Source organism: Enterobacter sp. CCUG 70166 (assembly GCF_020224095.1).
Taxonomy (GTDB): domain Bacteria; phylum Pseudomonadota; class Gammaproteobacteria; order Enterobacterales; family Enterobacteriaceae; genus Enterobacter; species Enterobacter intestinihominis.
In genome coordinates this window covers 1-18,523 of record NZ_NRIQ01000024.1, presented here as the reverse complement: position 1 = coordinate 18,523, position 18,523 = coordinate 1, and the positions used below count along the sequence as shown (strand labels likewise).

The 18,523-nt window shown below is 51.4% G+C and carries 20 protein-coding genes and 1 pseudogene; 17 read left to right on the top strand and 4 right to left on the bottom strand.

Translation table 11 applies throughout. The features are described from left to right. The first annotated feature begins 6 nt into the window (after positions 1–6). From CKK19_RS10490 to CKK19_RS10435, 12 genes and pseudogenes are all read left to right on the top strand, one after another. A complete protein-coding gene (locus CKK19_RS10490; RefSeq protein WP_032648717.1) occupies positions 7–357 on the top strand; it encodes a phage head closure protein in 351 nt (116 codons plus the stop codon). Further along, positions 354–803, top strand: coding sequence for an HK97-gp10 family putative phage morphogenesis protein (locus CKK19_RS10485; RefSeq protein ID WP_022648887.1), 450 nt, complete (start codon positions 354–356; stop codon positions 801–803). The genes CKK19_RS10490 and CKK19_RS10485 overlap by 4 nt, the downstream gene beginning before the upstream one ends. After that, positions 800–1,147 carry a DUF3168 domain-containing protein gene (locus tag CKK19_RS10480; protein WP_063922089.1) on the top strand — a complete coding sequence of 116 codons (348 nt, stop codon included), beginning with the start codon at positions 800–802 and terminating at the stop codon, positions 1,145–1,147. The genes CKK19_RS10485 and CKK19_RS10480 overlap by 4 nt, the downstream gene beginning before the upstream one ends. A gap of 59 nt (positions 1,148–1,206) precedes the next feature. Next, positions 1,207–1,626: pseudogene (locus CKK19_RS10475) on the top strand (phage tail tube protein); the annotation flags it as partial. A 32-nt stretch (positions 1,627–1,658) separates the two neighbouring features. Next, positions 1,659–2,042, top strand: coding sequence for a phage tail assembly chaperone (locus CKK19_RS10470; protein WP_001549114.1), 384 nt, complete (start codon positions 1,659–1,661; stop codon positions 2,040–2,042). Positions 2,043–2,050: 8 nt separating this feature from the next. Next, positions 2,051–2,329, top strand: a complete 279-nt coding sequence (locus CKK19_RS10465) for a DUF4035 domain-containing protein (protein ID WP_058691912.1) — start codon at positions 2,051–2,053, stop codon at positions 2,327–2,329. Between the two features lie 121 nt (positions 2,330–2,450). Then, the gene (locus CKK19_RS10460) at positions 2,451–2,687 is read left to right on the top strand and encodes a cor protein (RefSeq protein WP_042863304.1); all 237 of its coding nucleotides are present in this window, start codon (positions 2,451–2,453) and stop codon (positions 2,685–2,687) included. A gap of 206 nt (positions 2,688–2,893) precedes the next feature. Next, positions 2,894–6,358 carry a phage tail tape measure protein gene (locus CKK19_RS10455; RefSeq protein ID WP_058691911.1) on the top strand — a complete coding sequence of 1,155 codons (3,465 nt, stop codon included), beginning with the start codon at positions 2,894–2,896 and terminating at the stop codon, positions 6,356–6,358. A gap of 2 nt (positions 6,359–6,360) precedes the next feature. Further along, on the top strand, positions 6,361–6,699 hold the full coding sequence (locus CKK19_RS10450; RefSeq protein WP_022648882.1) for a phage tail protein: 339 nt from the start codon (positions 6,361–6,363) through the stop codon (positions 6,697–6,699). Then, positions 6,696–7,454, top strand: a complete 759-nt coding sequence (locus CKK19_RS10445) for a phage minor tail protein L (protein WP_006809150.1) — start codon at positions 6,696–6,698, stop codon at positions 7,452–7,454. The genes CKK19_RS10450 and CKK19_RS10445 overlap by 4 nt, the downstream gene beginning before the upstream one ends. Positions 7,455–7,456: 2 nt before the next feature. Then, a complete protein-coding gene (locus CKK19_RS10440) occupies positions 7,457–8,167 on the top strand; it encodes a C40 family peptidase (RefSeq protein ID WP_049019483.1) in 711 nt (236 codons plus the stop codon). After that, a complete protein-coding gene (locus CKK19_RS10435; protein WP_045357639.1) occupies positions 8,167–8,751 on the top strand; it encodes a tail assembly protein in 585 nt (194 codons plus the stop codon). Before CKK19_RS10440 ends, CKK19_RS10435 begins: the two co-directional genes overlap by 1 nt. Before the next feature lie 46 nt (positions 8,752–8,797). Here the strand turns inward: CKK19_RS10435 and CKK19_RS10430 are convergent, their stop codons facing one another. After that, positions 8,798–9,430 carry a hypothetical protein gene (locus tag CKK19_RS10430; RefSeq protein WP_044703935.1) on the bottom strand — a complete coding sequence of 211 codons (633 nt, stop codon included), beginning with the start codon at positions 9,428–9,430 and terminating at the stop codon, positions 8,798–8,800. Positions 9,431–9,574: 144 nt separating this feature from the next. Between CKK19_RS10430 and CKK19_RS10425 the strand changes: the two genes are divergently transcribed. Genes CKK19_RS10425 through CKK19_RS10415 form a run of 3 tightly spaced genes read left to right on the top strand, consistent with a single transcriptional unit; the run spans position 9,575 to position 15,746 of the window. Next, positions 9,575–13,453 carry a phage tail protein gene (locus tag CKK19_RS10425; protein ID WP_225455118.1) on the top strand — a complete coding sequence of 1,293 codons (3,879 nt, stop codon included), beginning with the start codon at positions 9,575–9,577 and terminating at the stop codon, positions 13,451–13,453. Continuing rightward, positions 13,453–14,400 carry a DUF6453 family protein gene (locus CKK19_RS10420; RefSeq protein ID WP_054829852.1) on the top strand — a complete coding sequence of 316 codons (948 nt, stop codon included), beginning with the start codon at positions 13,453–13,455 and terminating at the stop codon, positions 14,398–14,400. The genes CKK19_RS10425 and CKK19_RS10420 overlap by 1 nt, the downstream gene beginning before the upstream one ends. A gap of 56 nt (positions 14,401–14,456) precedes the next feature. Then, positions 14,457–15,746, top strand: a complete 1,290-nt coding sequence (locus tag CKK19_RS10415; protein ID WP_225455117.1) for a phage tail protein — start codon at positions 14,457–14,459, stop codon at positions 15,744–15,746. Here CKK19_RS10415 and CKK19_RS10410 read toward each other — a convergent pair. After that, positions 15,724–16,455: a hypothetical protein gene (locus CKK19_RS10410; protein ID WP_225455116.1), complete on the bottom strand. Its 732-nt coding sequence runs from the start codon at positions 16,453–16,455 to the stop codon at positions 15,724–15,726. The two genes, CKK19_RS10415 and CKK19_RS10410, sit on opposite strands and share 23 nt — an antisense overlap. 126 nt (positions 16,456–16,581) lie before the next feature. Here CKK19_RS10410 and CKK19_RS10405 point away from each other — a divergent pair, with 126 nt between their 5' ends. Next, positions 16,582–17,157 carry a recombinase family protein gene (locus tag CKK19_RS10405; RefSeq protein WP_213388285.1) on the top strand — a complete coding sequence of 192 codons (576 nt, stop codon included), beginning with the start codon at positions 16,582–16,584 and terminating at the stop codon, positions 17,155–17,157. Here the strand turns inward: CKK19_RS10405 and CKK19_RS25410 are convergent. Beyond that, a complete protein-coding gene (locus tag CKK19_RS25410) occupies positions 17,154–17,261 on the bottom strand; it encodes a YnaM/YnfT family protein (protein WP_350223618.1) in 108 nt (35 codons plus the stop codon). The genes CKK19_RS10405 and CKK19_RS25410 overlap by 4 nt on opposite strands. 226 nt (positions 17,262–17,487) lie before the next feature. On the opposite strand from CKK19_RS25410, the gene CKK19_RS10400 reads away from it, so the two are divergent. After that, a complete protein-coding gene (locus CKK19_RS10400; RefSeq protein ID WP_123921704.1) occupies positions 17,488–17,913 on the top strand; it encodes a hypothetical protein in 426 nt (141 codons plus the stop codon). A gap of 86 nt (positions 17,914–17,999) precedes the next feature. Here CKK19_RS10400 and CKK19_RS10395 read toward each other — a convergent pair whose 3' ends face one another. Next, positions 18,000–18,239 carry a DinI family protein gene (locus CKK19_RS10395; protein ID WP_045338776.1) on the bottom strand — a complete coding sequence of 80 codons (240 nt, stop codon included), beginning with the start codon at positions 18,237–18,239 and terminating at the stop codon, positions 18,000–18,002. Between the last annotated feature and the right edge of the window lie 284 nt (positions 18,240–18,523).

Here is an 18,523-nt window from a genome sequence, read left to right as displayed (position 1 = left end):
GCATTCATGGCTATATCCGCTGGTAAGCTCATACAAATTATTGTGATACAAAACCCCGTACATATTCGTGACAAATCAGGCCAGCCTGTTGAAACATGGGTAGATTGTGAAACCATCCGCGCAGATATCAGAGGTCGGAGCGGAAGAGAATTAATGGCGGCCGGTGCCGAAATTGCTCAGGCTGATGTCAGGGTATGGGTTCGCGGAAAATCTGGAGAAACTATAACAGCGGCATCCAGGCTAAAGGTTCAGAGTGGGCCATACCGAGGCAAAACCCTTAACGTTATAGGCCCGCCAATACCCGATGAAAAGGGGGAACGCCTGGAGATATTGTGCAAGCTGGGAGCTGAAAAATGATTGAGACGAGCCTCGATTTTTCCGGCCTGAATGACATCGCAAAGGATCTGGAGGCGCTTAGCCGCGCTGAAAACAATAAGGTTCTTCGTGATGCCACGCGCGCCGGTGCGGAGGTGCTTAAGGACGAAGTGATCGCACGTGCACCGGTACGCACCGGAAAACTGAAAAAAAACGTGGTGGTTGTTACCCAAAAAAGCCGCCGCCGCGGGGAGATTTCTTCCGGCGTCCATATTCGTGGCGTTAACCTGCGCACCGGAAACAGCGATAACACGATGAAGGCGAATAACCCGAGAAACGCCTTTTACTGGCGATTCGTTGAGCTGGGCACCGCGAACATGCCTGCACATCCGTTTGTGCGACCCGCTTACGATACTCGCGAGGAAGAGGCCGCCAGCGTCGCCATTGCCAGGATGAATCAGGCTATTGATGAGGTATTGAGCAAGTGAATGAAGATAATATCTACGCCTTGCTTTCTTCCCTGGCAGAAGGACGGGTATACCCCTATGTTGCGCCATTAGGTAGTGACGGGAAACCGTCTGTCTCTCCACCCTGGATTATCTTTTCCATCGTCGATGATGTTTCCGCTGACGTACTGTGTGGCCAGGCAGAGAGCAGGGTTTCCGTTCAGGTCGATGTGTATTCCACTTCGATCGCTGAATCACGATCCCTGAGAGATTTGGTGCTCGCTTCGCTTGAGCCGTTAACCCCTACAGAGGTGGTAAAAATCCCCGGGTACGAGCCAGATTATCGGCTCTACCGTGTCACCCTGGATTTTAAAGTTACCCCCTGACAATTAATTCACCCAACGAACCCGCCTGATGGCGGGTTTTCTTTTTCCAGGAGACAGCTATGTCTGCACTTTATGAAAAATCGCAGCTGACGAAGATCCTTATTTCCTCCCTGCCAGCCACCAAAGAAACGATGGATTCCGCAACCTTCCTCGATCTGAGTTGCACCATCAAAGAAATTCAGTTCACCGGTGGTCAGAAGCAGGATATCGACGTAACAACACTTTGCTCTACCGAGCAGGAGAACATCAACGGCCTGCCTTCTCCGTCAGAAATCTCTCTGTCCGGCAACTTCTACAAGAATCCGGCGCAGGACGCCTTGCGTGAGGCCTATGACAACGATACGACCTACGCTTTCCAGGTTATCTTCCCGTCCGGCAAGGGCTTTAAGTTCCTGGCTGAAATCCGCCAGCACACCTGGTCTTCAGGTACCAACGGCGTAGTGGCGGCAACGTTCTCCCTGCGCCTGAAAGGTAAGCCTGAAAACATCGAGTCTGGCTCCTGAGAGGTCGCATGAAGAATATTAAAAATCTCGCCCTGGCTAAGATGTCGGGATTTCGTCATAAGACGGTCGCCGTTCCTGAGTGGGAAGGCGTCAAAGTGGTTCTCCGTGAGCCGTCTGGAGAAGCCTGGCTGCGCTGGCAGGAGGTGGTGAAAGCGGGTGCTGATGATGAAAATGTGTCGGTATCGGAAAAGGCACACCGTAATCTTTGCGCTGACGTGGTGCTCTTCATTGACGTCCTGTGCGACACCGATAAGCAACCGGTATTCAGCGTAGACGAAGAAGAGCAGGTGCGTGAAATCTACGGACCCGTACACTCACGCCTGCTCAAACAGGCGCTTGACCTGATTAACAACGCGGACGAAGCGCGGGAAAAGTCTCAACCCCCGGCATAAAGTTTCTGATGTCGCTTGCGCTCCGGATGGGGCGCACGCTATCAGAACTACGGCAGAACATGACGGCAAGCGAGCTTCTGATGTGGATTGAGTTCGACAGGCAAAGTCCGGTTGGCGATATTCGCGGGGACATTCAGGCCGCCCAGCTCGTCTCTGCCATCTACGGATCACAGGGGGCAAAAGTACCGCTGGACGATGCGATCCTGCGCTGGGGTGGTGACGAGCAATCAGCAACAAAAGACCCGTTTGCAGGACTTGAGGCTGCACTTACAGCTGCGACACAGTAAGAACATTCTTTTTACTCTCTGGCTAAAGAAATTTGGTGATTACAATCCCGAGCCTGCTTTAACACGAGTTTAATCCAAAATAAATTGCTGTTAATCTGAGAAAAAACTAAGAGGATGTGCAATGAAACGATTTATTTTGGCCCTGGGTATCTCTAGCGTGCTTTCAGGTTGTGCCGGCCTGCTTGATAAACAGGACCCTATTTGTTCTGGTGTGGCCATGGTTGGCGGACAAGAAACAACGGTGCAAATTTATGGCATTCGTAAGGTGGTTGAACAAACTCAGTATCGAGCTGGTTATCCGTTTAACTGGCAGTGGGTCGCAGCCAATAATTTCAAATCCAATACTTGTTCAAAATGAGTTTGTCAGATACGAACTCCTAAGTTAGCATAATGTTGCTGCTGTGAATCCACCTATGCGGATGGGCGTACAGTCAAATTTCTCTGATGAGAAACGTAAACGAGATCGCGAGTTCTTTGACTGGAGGACTCACCGGGAGGCACCCGGCACAGCAGCAACAAATTAAACCTCGCTCCGGCGGGGTTTTTTTCGCCTGGAGAAATGTGATGGCAACCTTACGCGAATTAATAATCAAAATTTCCGCTAACTCGCAGTCATTCCAGACGGAAATTTCCCGCGCCTCACGTATGGGGCAAGACTATTACCGTACCATGCAAAATGGTGGACGACAGGCCGCCGCCGCCGCCCGTGAGAGCGAAAGGGCTCTATCCGATTTGACTGATGGATTTGCATCAGTAGGGAGAGCAGCAGCCGCTGCTACAGCTGCCTTTGCGACAGGTAAACTTGTTCAGATTGCCGATGAGTGGAATTCAGTAAACGCTCGTCTAAAGCAGGCCTCATCTTCTGCTGATGATTTTGCTGCCTCTCAGCGGCAGTTAATGGAAATAAGCCAAAGAACCGGCACGGCATTTTCAGATAACGCAAACCTTTTTTCTCGCGCAGCTGCCTCAATGCGCGAGTACGGTTATAGCTCTGACGAAGTTCTGAAAATTACAGAAGCTGTCTCTACCGGTCTTAAGCTTTCTGGGGCTAACACTCAGGAGGCGAGTTCTGTTATCACTCAGTTCAGTCAGGCGCTCGCACAAGGCGTTCTTCGTGGTGAAGAATTCAACGCCGTTAACGAAGCAGGTGATCGTGTTATTCGCGCACTTGCCGCCGGAATGGGCGTGGCCAGAAAAGACCTGAAGAGCATGGCTGACCAGGGGCAACTTACGATTGATAAGGTTGTACCTGCATTAATGAGCCAGCTGGGCTCATTACAGGGTGAGTTTGCCAGCATGCCGCAAACAGTTTCCGGATCCCTGCAAAAAGTCACAAACTCGTTCATGGCATGGGTTGGCGGTGTCAACCAGGCTACAGGTGCTACCGATGCGCTATCTGGTGGCCTGGACGGGGTTGCCCAAACGCTTGATTCATTTACATCATCGGCAGTAAGTGGCGCACTGAGTGATGTTGCAGACAATATGTCCACGATCACAACAGTGGCGGGTGCGCTTGTTGGTGTTGGGCTGGCAAGGTATCTCAGTGGAGTAGTAACTAGCGCCACGAGCGCAACCGGCGCGCTAATTTCTGCGGCTAAGTCAGAGGTCGCACTTGCTGTTGCGCAGGATAAAGCGGCTCAGTCTGCTGTTGCAGCTTCAAGGGCTGAAGTTTATCGAGCCCAGCAAGCTGTTCAGCGTTCACGAAGCGCAGATGTCCAAGCTGCTCAGCAAGAGAAAATTGCGGCAGCGGAAGCAAAGGTTACAGCAGCTCAAGCCAGGCTGACTACTGCTCTTGCAACTGGCACCGCTACGGAAAAAGTCAGAGCCAGAACTGCGCTTGAACGTGCACAGGCAGGGCTGGTGGCCGCAAAAAACGCCGATGCCCAGGCTGTTGCAGAAAGGCGTTTGGCCGCGACACAGGCCTCCTTAAGCCGGAACCTTGCAAACCGCGTTTCGACTCAGAGCAATCTCAATAGCGTAACATCTGTCGGTACTCGGCTGATGAGTGGTGCGCTTGGCTTGATTGGTGGCGTGCCTGGGCTGGTGATGCTGGGAGCAGGCGCCTGGTATGCGATGTATCAGAATCAGGAGCAGGCTCGTCGTTCTGCACAGGAGTATGCCAGTCAAATTGACGAGATTAGAGAGAAAACATCTCGCATGTCCTTATCGGAAACGGATGACAACCGTGGTAGGACTGTTGGAGCCCTTGTCGAGCAAAATCGTCTGATTGATGAGCAAGCAAGGAAGGTTGGTGACCTGAAGTCTCAAATTGACGATCTTAATGCCTCCCGTGGTAAGCCGGGCATTACCAGCGAGAACGATGCCAATATTTTAAGCGCTATCGCGATTGTTACTGATCAACTCGCGGTTGAAGAGGGAAAATTGAATGATATGCGAGATAAGTCTCGCGGAATTCAGCAGGCCCTCGAAGAAATAGAGCGGCGTCGTAACGATTTGATACGTGAGCAAGCCTGGCGTCAGAATGCTGTATATCAGTCACTAATTATGATGAATGGGCAGCATACTGAATTTAATAAACTTCTTGGTTTGGGCAATCAACTTCTCATGGCTCGCCAGGGGCTGGCTAACGTCCCGCTCAGACTCCCGCAGGCAGACCTCGACAAAAAGCAAACCGATGCCATCGAAAAGAGCCGCCGGGATCTGGAGTTGTCACGCCTGAAGGGGGAGGCCAAAGAGCGCCTGCGGCTGAGTTATGCAGCCGATGACCTGGGGTTAACCAGTGATCCACAATTCCAGACTGGACGTCAGGAGTTGATTAATAACGGTCTGGCTGAATGGCGGAATAATGAGGCCAACAAACCCAAGGCGAAGGGCGGTAAAACCGAAGGAGAGAAAACAGAGGATGTGTATAAGCGCCTTATCAAGCAGCAAAAAGAGCAGATCGCCCTGCAAGGTCAGAATACTGAACTGGCGAAGGTTAAATATCAGGTCAGCCAGGGCGAACTTGCTTCTCTGACGGAAGCCCAGAAAAAGACGGTATTGCAGAATGCAGCGCTGATTGACCAGGTTAAATTGCGTGAGCAACTGCGAAATTACGAAGCCAACCTTGCCGACAGTAACGCCAGCGCCCGCGCAGCTAATGAAGCGCAACTGCTTGGTTACGGGCAGGGTACCCGGTTCCGGGAAAGACTTCAGGAGCAGTTCAACCTGCGTAAGGAGTTCGAGCAGAAGAATACCGATCTTCTTCGCCAGCGCCAGGCTGGTGAAATCGACGAGACGTTCTATCAGCAGGGGCTGGCACTCAATAAGCGCTATCTCGAAGAGCGCCTGCGCGACCAGGAGGGATATTACGCAGCTTCTGATGCGCAGCGTGACGACTGGATGACGGGACTGTCTGAGGGTTATGCGAACTGGGTGGACGAAGCTACTGATTATTCTTCCATGGCCGCTGACGGCATGAAGCAGGCTATGGGTGGCGCGGTCACCACGATCACCGACATGCTCAATGGCAACGTTGACAGCTGGAAGGACTGGGGCGTGAGCGTACTGAAGATTATTCAGAACGTTCTGGTGAACATGGCTGTTGCTAATGGCGTCAGCTCAATTGGATCACTGTTCAGTTTTGGTGCCTCGTCAGCCGCAACCGCCAGCAGCGGTACCGCTATTCAGAATGCTGGCGCGAACTTCACATTTAATGCGAAGGGTAACGTTTACGACTCTCCGTCCCTGAGCGCTTACAGCAATGGCGTTTTCCAGACGCCTCAGCTGTTTGCTTTTGCCAAAGGCGCAGGGATTTTCGGCGAGGCAGGTCCTGAAGCAATCATGCCCCTCACGCGGGCACCTAATGGTGATCTTGCCGTTCGCGCAGTGGGGATGCCGCAGGTCTCTGGCGGTGTGCCTTCAGTTAACTTCGGCGATATCAATATTCAGGGCGGATCTCCACAGGCATCCAGTCAGGGTACTGCCGGAGCAGCAGGCAGGCAGCTTAAGGATGCCATCACTGGTGTCATTAACGAACAGGCCAGCATGCCGGGCTCGCCTCTGTGGCGATTAATCAAGGGAGTTTAACCATGGCAGTCGAAACCTTCAGCTGGTGCCCAAAGGTTGCCTCTCAGGTTGATACAAGTTTTCGTACCCGAAAGGCGCAGTTTGGCGATGGCTATACACAGGTGGCCGGGGACGGCATCAACCCGGTAACACCTCAGTGGAGCGTGAGCTTTACCGGCGACGAGGCTTACATTCAGGCCATTAAAAACTTTCTGAACAGACATACAGGGTGGAAGTCATTTATCTGGAAGCCGCCGCTTGAGCCTTCAGGTTTATGGCGCGCGGAATCCTTCCAGATATCTACCCACGGCAACAAAAAATACACCCTCAGCAGCACATTCATACAGGCATACCATCCATGAGTATTTCATCTGATGTCCAGAAACTGGAACCGGGTAAGCGCGTCCGCCTGATCGAGGTGGACGGCTCAGCGTTCGGTGCGGGTATTCTTCGCTTTCACAACGAGACAATCCCCCATACCGAGGCGGAAATCATCGCCGCAGGCGGCGACGAGTCAAAACTTGAGCCGAAGTCGGTGTGGTGGCAGGGGCAGGAGTATGGCGCGTGGCCGTATGAACTGACCGGCATATCTGTCAGCAGTGACGGCCAGAGTTCACGGCCGTCTCTCACCGTTGCAAACATCAGCGGCACGATTGGCGCGCTGTGCCGAAGATTTCAGGGGATGGCTAAGGCAAAGGTGATCATCCATGACACCTTCGCCCACTACCTGGACGCAAGAAATTTTCCTGACGGGAACCCAACTGCGAATCCCAACGAGGAGCGCAAACAGGTTTATTACATCGACCGTAAATCAGGATCAGACGATGAAACCGTAGAGTTTGAGCTTTCCAGTCCAGCCGATTTGCGCGGGCAACTCATTCCGACTCGGCAAATTCAGCCAATGTGCACGTGGTGCATGCGGGGCTGGTACAAAACAGGGAACGGCTGCACCTACGCCGGGCAAAACGGCTGGTTCGATAAAGACGGCAACCGGGTGGACGACCCTTCACAGGATGTTTGCTCCGGATTGCTGTCAACGGGCTGTAAACCTCGCTTCGGAGAGAATGAACAGCTGGATTATGGCGGGTTCCCCGGCGCTTCACTTCTGAGAGGATAATCATGCGCGACAAAACAGTTAGCGCCATTCTGGCGCATGCCGCCGCATCCTTCCCCGAGGAGTGCTGTGGCGTGGTTATTCAGAAGGGGCGGGTGGAGAAATACATCCCCTGCAAAAATAATGCTGAGTCGCCGACTGAGCAATTTGAACTTAATCCTGAGGATTATGCGGCCGCCGAAGAGCAAGGCACTGTGGTGGCGATCGTCCACAGCCATCCCGGCGACGGGGCAACAACTCAGCCGAGCGAGCTCGACATGCTGATGTGTGATGCCACGGAACTGCCCTGGATTATTGCATCGTGGCCGGAGGGCGACATTCGCACCGTCATGCCTCGCGGAGACCGTCCCCTCACAGGGCGCCAGTTTGTACTCGGGTATGCAGACTGCTGGTCTCTCATCATGGACTATTTCCGCATCGAGCACGGCATTGAACTGCCAAACTACAGCGTAGATCGCCACTGGTGGGAGCAGGGTGAAAACCTCTATATGGATAACTGGCAGGAATGCGGTTTCCGTGAATACGACGGTCCCGCTCAGCCAGGTGACATGGTTATCATGCAGGTACAGTCCACCGTCCCGAACCATGCGGGTATTCTGCTGGAAGGCAACATGCTGCTGCACCACATGTACGGTCAGCTAAGCCAGCGCATTCCTTACGGCGGCTATTATCGTGACCGTACCATCAAAATTCTGCGTTATAAGGATTTGATGTAATGGAAAGAAAAACCGTTATCAAACTCAGCGGCTCAATGGCTCAGCGATTTGGCAGGACACATCGCCGCGCACTAACGTCTGCCAGCGAAGTGTTCAGGGCGCTTTCTAACACCATTGACGGCTTTGATGCTTATCTGCGTGAAGCTCGGGCAAAGGGACTGGATTTTGTTATTTTCCGGGATCGCCGCAATATCGGACACGAAGAGTTTGAGCTCCTGGGCCCAGGTGATGAACTGAGAATAATCCCTGTAATAAGGGGAAGCAAAAGAGCGGGAGTTTTCCAGGCATTGCTCGGAACGGCTTTGGTGGCTGCGGCCATATGGATGCCAGGAGTTAGTATTGCAGCAAGTAACCTAATGTTTTCCGTAGGTGCCGCGATGGCCGTTGGCGGTGTAGTGCAAATGCTCTCTCCTCAGGTCTCAGGTCTGCGAATGCGGCAAGATCCTGATAACAAACCTTCCTATGCGTTTGGTGGTCCCGTTAATACGACAGCTTCCGGTAATCCCGTTCCTTTGCTTTATGGTCAGCGAGAAATAGGCGGCGCTATTATCTCCGCCGGGATATATGCAGAAGATCAGCAATAAGCCTCATCCCTGAGGCCGGAGAGATGTTATGGATAAACAGCTATTTTTACAGCGGTACAGCCTGGCCACTGATGATTTCAGAGTTCAGCCGTTTTGTGGTTTTCACGAGACTATCAAACATTGTTTCAAGCGAGAGCCAGGCATCTTGGATGCCATTCCCGTAAGCCTGGAAATAGATACAGAATCTGTGCCCGGTCAACTTGTTCCCGTCGGGGGTGATGTAGTCCGTTATGAGGGGGCTGATGCGGAAGGAGCCTTTTCTAAAATCGGACCTTTCTATCTGAAGGTATATCGATAATTTATCGTAAACCCATATGATTGCTTCTTTGTTTGCATTCATTTCTATCTGTCGAAGGAAAAATTCGAAGCGGCCTGTTATTCCATGTGTACACCTGAATAAGGCTGCTGATGGATCATCCTTAGGTTCTCCAGAGAGCATACAGTCAGTGCTTTCCAGGGCACTTCCTGGACCGTTTATCCATCTAATAAAATCGTAAAAATTTTGTACCGATATTTGGTCTGCGTGCTCTACAAAGTCTTCTAAATGTGTAGTGATGAGTTCGGGGTGCTCTCTAAAATTATAGTATTTCCCCGCTTTATACTGATGTCCTTCGGTTGCACCCCATGGTTGGGAACGTCTTCCGGATTCCGTTATTTCAAAGGATGACACGACAATCATTTCACTTTCCTTAACCTATTTGATCCAGACGAAAGTTTTATTTAGTAACTACAGCAAAGTATCAACATACCCAGGGCTGTAAGGAATCAACATCCTGATATTCAAACAGTAGCCACCTTAAGGTGGCTTTTTAATGGGCGAAATATGACAACGACGATCATCAAAGGCCACGGTAAAGGTGGCAGCAATCAGACCCGAACGCCTGTTGAAGCACCGGACAGCATTCAGTCCATTGCCAGGGCAAAGGTACTGATTGCTCTTGGAGAGGGTGAGTTCGCTGGCGGGCTTGATGCTAAAAACATCTTTCTTGGTGACTCATCTTCGTATACGCCCCTTCAGAACGCCGACGGAAGTTATAACTTCAATAATGTAAAATACGAGTTCCGTTCCGGCACTCAGGACCAGGACTATATTCAGGGCTTCCCCGGCATTGAAAACGAACTTCAGGTTTCATATGAGCTGAAACAGGCTGTTCCATACGTGCGAGCGGTATCCAACACGCAGCTCTCTGCGCTGCGAATTCGCCTGGGTTGGCCAACTCTTTTGCTCCAGAAAAACAACGGCGACAAAGTCGGCACCCGCGTCGAGTATGCTATCGATCTTTCGGTCGATGGCGGGCCGTATGAAACGGTGGTTAACGGTGCTGTCGATGACAAAACTACGTCGCTTTATGAGCGTAGTCACCGCGTTAATCTTCCAAAAGCCTCGACTGGCTGGCAGTTACGGGTTCGCAGAATCACGCCGGATTCCACGAGCGTGAATATAGTTGACTCCATGCGCGTTGTAGCTGTAACTGAAATTATTGACGCCAAACTTCGCTACGTTAACACAGCGCTGCTGTATGTAGAGTTTGACGCAAAGCAGTTCCCTAATGGTATTCCTCAGGTTGTGTGCAATCCGAAGGGGAGAATCATCCGTGTACCTGATACCTACGATCCTGAAACCCGCACTTACTCTGGTACATGGGAAGGTGTTTTTAAATGGGCATGGACGGATAACCCCGCCTGGATTTATTACGACATCATTCTGAACGAGCGTTTCGGGCTGGGTCAAAGAATCGACGCGACACAGATAGACAAATGGGAGCTTTATCGCATCGCCCAGTATTGCGATCAGCTGGTACCAGACGGAAAGGGCGGCAGCGGGACGGAGCCGCGTTTTCGTTGCAACGTCTATATCCAGGACCGTAATGACGCCTGGACCGTACTCCGTGATTTGGCAGGTATTTTTCGCGGTATGACGTACTGGGGCGACAATAAGATGTATGTCCTCGCCGATATGCCCCGTGATGTGTGGCATATCTATAACCACGCCAGCGTGGTTGAGGGTAAATTTACCTTTGCGGACCCGAGTGAAACCACCCGAAACACCGCCGCACTGGTGAACTGGTCAGACCCGGCCAACCACTATAAAGATACGCCTGAGCCTGTTTACGATAACGATCTGGCCATGCGCTTCGATTATCGTCAGCTCGAAATGACCGCAATCGGCTGCACCAGGCAGTCAGAGGCAAACCGTCGGGGGCGCTGGGCGCTGCTTACTAACGGTATTGGCGAGGTGGTGACTTTCAGCACAGGCATGGACGTTCCCCCTGTCGGGGAAGTGATCGGCGTGGCCGCTAATGAGCTTGCCGGAAGAACTATCGGCGGCAGGGTGAGTACGGTTAACGGCCGCAACATAACCCTCGATCGCGCCGCTGATGTGAAAGCCGGTAACCGGTTGTTTTTGAACCTGCCATCAGGAATAGCTCAGGCCAGAACCGTCCAGGCCGTTAAGGGAAACACAGTCACTGTCACCACACCCTACAGCGAAACGCCGGAGGCTGAATGTAACTGGGGTGTGGATTCTGACGATCTGTATATAGCGCTTTTCCGTGTTACGGGAACGCGGGACAACAACGACGGCACTTTCGAGGTCACCGGGACGACTTACAACCCTGATATCTATTCCGCTGTTGATACCGGCGCAAGACTGGACGAGCGGCCAGTCAGTGTCATTCCACCGGGGGTTCAGGCTCCCCCAGGAAATATTGTCGTAGACAGTTACTCTACGGTTAACCAGAACATTGCGATTACCACTATGCGCGTTGCCTGGGATTCTGTTCAGGGTGCAGTTGCGTACGAGGCGGAATGGCGGCGTGACAGCGGCAACTGGATTAGTGTGCCCCGAACGTCTTCTCTCGGCTTTGAAGTGCAGGGTATCTACTCGGGTCGCTATCTGGTCCGTGTCAGGGCGGTGAACGCCAGCGACGTTTCATCAGTATGGGTGACATCATCAGAAGTAAATCTTACGGGTAAAGTGGGCAATCCGCCGAAACCGGTCGGCTTCATCGCTTCTGATAATGTGGTTTTCGGTATCGAGCTTAGCTGGGGATTCCCGGCGAACACCGACGACACGCTGAAGACGGAAATTCAGTACAGCCTGACCGGGACGGAAGACGATGCGATGCTGCTGGCAGACGTACCCTATCCGCAGCGCAAGTATCAGCAGATGGGCCTTAAGGCTGGGCAAATTTTCTGGTACCGCGCGCAGCTGGTGGACCGCAGCGGAAACGAATCAGGGTATACAGACTTTGTGCGCGGACAGGCCAGCATCGATGTATCCGATATCACCGATGCAATCCTGGAGGACATGAAAGGCTCCGATACGTTCAAAGACCTGATCGAGAACGCGGTGGAGAGCAGTGAAAAGTTCGCAGAACTGGCTGATGCAATCAAAGAGAATGCAAACGGTCTTGCAGCGGCGGTTGGATCGAATAAGCAGACAGCAGAAGCAATCATCGGCAACGCGCTTGCTATTGCTGATGTTGTCGTGCGGCAGACAGCCCAGCAGGGCGCTAACTCTGCGACCTTCGAACAGCTCCGGGAGGTGATCGCCACTGAGACTGAGGCTCGCGTCACGGATGTTACTCGTCTTGAGGCAAAAACTGAGCAGAACGAGGCGGGAATTACCGAGGTAAGGCAGGCTCTGTCAGATGAAACGCAGGCGAGGGCGACAGCTGTCGACCAGCTTACTGCGAGTACTCAGGTCATTTCTGATAAAGCAGAGTCGGCTTCGGGTAAAGCTGATGCCGCCTCGGGCAAGGCAGATGCGGCCGAACAAGCCAGCTCGCAAAATACCGCTGATATCACCACGTTGCGACAGGTTGTCACCGACACGACTTCATCAATGGCATCTCGTCTGGAGGAACTGGGAGCAAGGACAGATACTGCCAGCGGCGGCATTCAGAGTAACTCCATCGCGCTAATAACGAGTACGCTGGCGCAGGTTGATCAGCAGGTGAGACTCAGCGCGCAGTACGGTGACAGCAAGGCCAGCATCGATCGAATTGATAATGTTATGGCAAGCGACAGGGAGGCAACAGCGCGTTCACTGCTGAGTGTGCAGGCGGAAGTCAACGGCAACAAGGCATCCATCAACAGCCTGAACCAGACGTTCTCCGATTACCAGCAGGCCACGGCCACGCAGATAAACGGAATCACGGCGACCATCAACGGGCATACGTCAGCCATTACCACTAACGCTCAGGCTATCGCGAACGTTAACGGGGACCTAAAGGCGATGTACAGTATCAAGGTCGGGTTATCCAGCAATGGTCAGTATTACGCGGCAGGGATGGGGATCGGTGTGGAGAATACGCCGTCCGGCATGCAGTCGCAGGTTATCTTCCTGGCTGACCGCTTCGCCGTTACTCACCAGGCCGGAGCGACCGTTACGCTTCCGTTCGTTATACAGAATGGGCAGACCATTATCAGGGATACCGTTATCGGCGACGGAACCATCAGTAATGGCAAAATTGGCAACTACATCCAGTCCGCGACATGGGACGGAACCGGAAACGTCGGCTGGCACATCAACAAATCGGGTTATGCCGTTTTCAATAACGTTACTGTGCGTGGAGCGGTTTACGCCCAAAATGGTCAGTTCGGATTCACCAACTCAACAGGAGGAGTCACGATCAATAACAACGGTGTCACTGTCAATTTGTCGAATGGTGGGCGCATTGTTCTGGGAGAATTTTGATGGCCAGGGGACTCTATATCGATTTGAATGACGGGCGTCCGGCAATGACCATCACTGCCGGAATGAAATGTCCGTCGTATGGTGGGGAGGCTGTGGAGGCATGGGGCCAGCAGACCATGACTGTTCAGGGCTATGTTGCCGGAGCGACCCCTTTTTTCATTCCATCAAACTCGGTTGTGAATGTGACTCGCTCGCCGAATCTGATAACAACGATTATGGTTCTCGATGGGATAACCAATAACGGAAACGGAACCCTGACCCAGAGTGTCTGGTCATCAGATGGCTGGGGGAAAGATAAAACATTTCCCGGCACAGTCTGGCAGATTTTACCCGCAGGGCAGAGTGGAAACCGTGGTTTGCTTATTGAGGATTCGACAGACTTTATTGCGATCACTGATGTCAGCCGTGTTGCTTCCTGTGTTTTCAGTGGAACGGTCAATGTAAATGGTACTTACACGCTTCCGGCCAAAGGGCTCGTTTTTGCCCGCTGGAATGACAGCGCAGCTACGCTTGAATGTGATGGTAATAATATTTACTCCCGTCAGGATTACACGGGCTATGACGATATTGCCCGTTCTGTGAATGTCGATATTGCGATTTTTGCGGTTCAGGCCCCTGTACCCGGAAGAGGATTAAATTTCATCAACGCTGCTGGCCAGTGCACTTTCTCTACCACCCGCCGTCCATTTATATTCCGAAATCAGTTTTATTCACCGGGCAATAGCTGGGTCGATATTGGCAACAGCATGATTGCGCTTGGCTGCTATGGTTTCAACTCTTCAACAGCCAGCGGGTGGTGCAACATGCGATCCAAGGGACTGGTGATGAGCGGGAACTCGGTAAAATGTGGGAATGGCCGTGTCCGTTCCCGATGGACCGACAAGTATTCTGTGACCGGTGAGAGATATACCGGAATGAGTATTCCCATCATCCCCGCAATGTATTGACACAACCCCACTAACGAGCCCCGCTATGGCGGGGTTTTTTATTACCTGGAGAAAATATGATTTATACCACTGGCACTATTGCCATCAGCGGAAATACCCTAACAGGTACGGGAACAAACTTTACTGCAGCTGGCTCGTTAATTCGTAACGGTTGTACCGTCATCGCACTGACCAGCCCGCCGCAGGTATTCCAGATCACCTCCATCGGCGGGGCAACCAGTCTCTCCGTGACACCAGCAGCAAATCCTGCAATCCCTGCGGGAACAAAGTATTCGATTTTGCTGAGCGACAGCCTGAGCGTGGATGGACTGGCGCAGGACATTGCTGAAACGTTCACGATGTACCAGCGTTATATGAGCGGTTTTGCTGATGTGATGAACGGCACCACAGACGTCACCATCACGATTAACGGCGTGGCTGTCACGGTGCCGGGTCAGAAGTCACTAGCCAAGAAAGGGGCAAACAGCGACATTACCAGCCTTTCAGGACTGACTACAGCGCTAAGTATTTCACAGGGGGGGACTGGTGATAAGACTGCTGCTGGGGCGCGTACAAACCTCGGTTTGGGAAATGTGGCAACTAAAAACACTGGTGAAGGGGATAATGATGTACTGGCCCCAGGGGCATTTGGTGTGGGGTCTAAAAACCTTCCGGTAATTTCTGACCTCTGGGACAAGAGTAAGGGGACTCGCTTCTGTAACGTTACCCCTACAACATCGGGAGGGCCTGGAATGTATGGCTCAGGCATCCGACTGTCAGATCGGAACATCGGGAGTGGCGCGACCTCTGCCGCGCAACAGTCCTTCTCTTCGCTGATCCTTAGCGGGAAGATTATTCAGTTCATGAGTATGGCTGATGGTGTCGACAGTGGCTGGATGCAGATTTACCACACCGGGAACACGACTCGGGCATCTGATGGCACGTTGAAGGCCGCCTCCCCGATTGTACAATTATTCGGGGATGGTTCATGCCAGCTTAACGATGAATCTCAAGGATGCACTGTAACCCGCCAGGCTATCGGTGAGTATCTGATTGAAGGGTGTGTGGGTCTGAACTCTGATGCCGCTTGGGGTGGTATTGATGGCGGTTTCGACATCCCAACTGACCGCAATAAACAACCGCTTATCTGGCTGGATTATGAGGTAAATGCAGACGGATCGGTGCTGGTAAAAACATTCCACCGGGAATACTCTACAGCGCCGTCATTTGCGAGGAACGTATTAAATGGTGTGGCGGATGGCGACCCGGTCGATATTCCGGCCGATCAGTTTGTCAGTGTCCGTGTAGAGATGCCGCAAAACAGTATCTGGAATCAGCGTGCAGCTATGGCTGAAGTTTCTGATTGATCATCTGATTAAAGGCAGAATCATCAGGCATATCCAAGCGAACATCGATCCAGCTGTTCACCGGCACGTCCATCGGTTCCCCTTTTGTTTTGACGATCTCCCCTTCATCGCTCAGCATGTATTTTCGCTTAAACAGGCGGATAGTCAGCCCACCGCTTTCTGCCTGCTCTGCTTCAACAATCCCAAGCTCTCCCATGCCGCCTGGGTCCATTGGCGGCAGTAACTGCCAGCCTTCTGATGCCAGGCCTGCCGAGCCGATAAGAACATACACCCCAACATCCAGCCGCGAGATTTTTATCCCTTCAGCCTCGGCGTTCGCCGTACCGCAGCCACACCAGGCAAAACCAGCCTCGTCGATGTCTGCACGTTGACACTCTTCCTGACTTTTCACTATACGGGCAACTGGAGACGCTGCTTTGAGTGTGCCATCGCTGGCCTTTGTAGTATTACCCGTGGTGTAAAATTCATAATATGGGTAATAGGTAGAGTTCACCTTTGTTGATACAAAAATCCTGGGAACAGGTAGCTCATAGGAAGTGGCAATTCTTGTGAATGCATTAGCGCCGTAAACCTGATAATTGAGAATAACGCCTGAGTTATTTAAAGGATTTCCACTTGCACCAGCTATTGCTCTGTAAAATCCGCATGCCTGTTCATTTCCAGTCGGCAATGCTGCGCCGCCTAACCCAAAATCTCCTTCGGATAACATTTTTCCAGACGAGCTATACGCATCTCTGGTAGCACTACTTCCCAAAGCGACGTTTTATAGATTGCCCTGCGGCATCCATGCCGATAACTTCACCTGATTTTTTGCAGAAAATATTGGGTGAAAAACATGCAAATTGGCTACGTAAGGGTGTCAACAAATGACCAAAATACGGATCTCCAGCGACAAGCTCTCGAACGCGCAGGATGTGAACAGGTTTTTGAGGAAAAAATGAGCGGGACGGTAGCGAACCGGCCAGCGCTTAAAATGCTTCTTCGAACGCTGAATGAGGGCGATACGCTGGTAGTGTGGAAGCTGGATCGCCTCGGGCGAAGCATGCGGAACCTGGTACTGCTGGTCGACGAACTCCGGCAGCGCGGCATCCACTTCAAAAGCCTTACGGACAGCATCGACACTTCCAGCCCAATGGGGCGTTTTATATTCCACATCATGTCGGCCCTGGCCGAAATGGAGAGGGAGTTAATCGTGGAGCGTACCAGGGCGGGATTAGCGGCAGCGCGTGAGAAGGGGCGCATAGGAGGCAGACGACCAAAGCTAACACCTGAGCAATGGGCTCAGGCTGGCAGGTTGATCGCAAACGGAGTGGATCGGAAGCAGGTGGCGATCATTTACGATGTGGCCGTTTGTACTCTATATAAAAAATTCCCAGTAAATAAAGACGTTACACGAACTTCAACACATTAAAATTCATCCGGGTTATTCGATGTGCTTATGCCAATTTTGATCAGGCTCAATACTATCAAGCCAAGAGCAACAACTACGGTACTTGCGATTATAAACGTTGCCATGTTGAACCTTTTTTATGAACTTTTCATTTAGACAATACGGAACTGCAAACGTTCAGAACAAAAAATTCTTAGTATGAGAGCAGGATGTTTGATGTTTCGGACAGCCATATGTAAAAATGAGCTACGGTTGCTGGGCACTGTTCGGTAATTCGAATATTGAATGTTACAACCATGAAGATTCTGTTTGTACATAAGCTTCATGTAACAAGAGGATCTACTGAAAGGAATGATGAGAGATATGTGGGGGCTTACCGTAGTTGAATTTATTGCTATCAAGCGGAATCTTGAGAATATTTCTGATACATGGTCAGATCTCTGGGCAATGTTGTATCTGAGTCAGGCTAAGCCCGGACAGCTTCTCGGGGCAAAGTTTGATGATGTGAGCCATGATATTCTTGTTCTTTCAGCCACAAAAGGACTGAGGGAAAGATGCATTGCTCTTAAGCCAGGAGTTAAAAGAATTCTCCACTCCCGCAGGGAGAAGTATCCTGAAGATGTGTTTTTGTTTCAGAGCCATTCACATCGTACCAAGACAACTCCAAGACCGGTAACGTTAGTTGCATTTAATGCGGCACTGAAAAGGGCATCTATTGGAGTGACCGCAAAAACAGTGAGTAGTAAAAGTGCTTATTATTTAACGCCACTAAGATGAAGTGCCGTTCAATATCGGAAAAGTACGATGGGTAGTGGTGCATGTCTGCGTAGTTGAAGGTATGCACGAAGCGAACACGGGCTTTGCTAATCATTCACCAGCCACATATTTGCGTCTTCAAACATTTCCTCCAGCATGCGGTTCAGCTTTTCCCGATCGCTTTTGCTGGCATCGCTATTCAAGCCGTTCGCCTGCATCGGCTTCACCCTCACTTCGGCATCAGGGAAGATCTGGTGCACTCGCTTCGTCAGCTCTGCCAGGATAATCTCTCTGCCGCCAACCAAACCATCAACATTACGCTTGTCATAGACCAGCTCAACGAACATAAAGACCTCCGGAAATGCACTGTATTTTTAAAGAGAATTTATACTGGTTATTTGTACAGTGTCAACGGTTAGGTATATAGCATTTCAGAAGAGAGCTATGGGGCATGGATGGGGCAAAAAAATTGTTTTTGAGACGGTTTGGGGCATGAGTGGGACATTTTTACTCATATGAACTTTGGTGATTTTCATATGAAGTTAATTTTATGTCATTGATAATCATAAAGAATACACATGCTCTTGGGCGTTCTTTAGTGATTTTTAAAATTGCCGCGTCACGCAGTTAA

What these genes read in the sequence shown, in the direction of transcription:
- CKK19_RS10490 (WP_032648717.1), top strand. Translation starts at nt 7, where the DNA reads ATGGCTATATCCGCTGGTAAGCTCATACAAATTATTGTGATACAAAAC.
- CKK19_RS10485 (WP_022648887.1), top strand. Translation starts at nt 354, where the DNA reads ATGATTGAGACGAGCCTCGATTTTTCCGGCCTGAATGACATCGCAAAG.
- CKK19_RS10470 (WP_001549114.1), top strand. Translation starts at nt 1,659, where the DNA reads ATGAAGAATATTAAAAATCTCGCCCTGGCTAAGATGTCGGGATTTCGT.
- CKK19_RS10465 (WP_058691912.1), top strand. Translation starts at nt 2,051, where the DNA reads ATGTCGCTTGCGCTCCGGATGGGGCGCACGCTATCAGAACTACGGCAG.
- CKK19_RS10460 (WP_042863304.1), top strand. Translation starts at nt 2,451, where the DNA reads ATGAAACGATTTATTTTGGCCCTGGGTATCTCTAGCGTGCTTTCAGGT.
- CKK19_RS10455 (WP_058691911.1), top strand. Translation starts at nt 2,894, where the DNA reads ATGGCAACCTTACGCGAATTAATAATCAAAATTTCCGCTAACTCGCAG.
- CKK19_RS10450 (WP_022648882.1), top strand. Translation starts at nt 6,361, where the DNA reads ATGGCAGTCGAAACCTTCAGCTGGTGCCCAAAGGTTGCCTCTCAGGTT.
- CKK19_RS10445 (WP_006809150.1), top strand. Translation starts at nt 6,696, where the DNA reads ATGAGTATTTCATCTGATGTCCAGAAACTGGAACCGGGTAAGCGCGTC.
- CKK19_RS10440 (WP_049019483.1), top strand. Translation starts at nt 7,457, where the DNA reads ATGCGCGACAAAACAGTTAGCGCCATTCTGGCGCATGCCGCCGCATCC.
- CKK19_RS10435 (WP_045357639.1), top strand. Translation starts at nt 8,167, where the DNA reads ATGGAAAGAAAAACCGTTATCAAACTCAGCGGCTCAATGGCTCAGCGA.
- CKK19_RS10430 (WP_044703935.1), bottom strand. Translation starts at nt 9,430, where the DNA reads ATGATTGTCGTGTCATCCTTTGAAATAACGGAATCCGGAAGACGTTCC.
- CKK19_RS10425 (WP_225455118.1), top strand. Translation starts at nt 9,575, where the DNA reads ATGACAACGACGATCATCAAAGGCCACGGTAAAGGTGGCAGCAATCAG.
- CKK19_RS10420 (WP_054829852.1), top strand. Translation starts at nt 13,453, where the DNA reads ATGGCCAGGGGACTCTATATCGATTTGAATGACGGGCGTCCGGCAATG.
- CKK19_RS10415 (WP_225455117.1), top strand. Translation starts at nt 14,457, where the DNA reads ATGATTTATACCACTGGCACTATTGCCATCAGCGGAAATACCCTAACA.
- CKK19_RS10410 (WP_225455116.1), bottom strand. Translation starts at nt 16,455, where the DNA reads ATGTTATCCGAAGGAGATTTTGGGTTAGGCGGCGCAGCATTGCCGACT.
- CKK19_RS10405 (WP_213388285.1), top strand. Translation starts at nt 16,582, where the DNA reads ATGCAAATTGGCTACGTAAGGGTGTCAACAAATGACCAAAATACGGAT.
- CKK19_RS25410 (WP_350223618.1), bottom strand. Translation starts at nt 17,261, where the DNA reads ATGGCAACGTTTATAATCGCAAGTACCGTAGTTGTTGCTCTTGGCTTG.
- CKK19_RS10400 (WP_123921704.1), top strand. Translation starts at nt 17,488, where the DNA reads ATGATGAGAGATATGTGGGGGCTTACCGTAGTTGAATTTATTGCTATC.
- CKK19_RS10395 (WP_045338776.1), bottom strand. Translation starts at nt 18,239, where the DNA reads ATGTTCGTTGAGCTGGTCTATGACAAGCGTAATGTTGATGGTTTGGTT.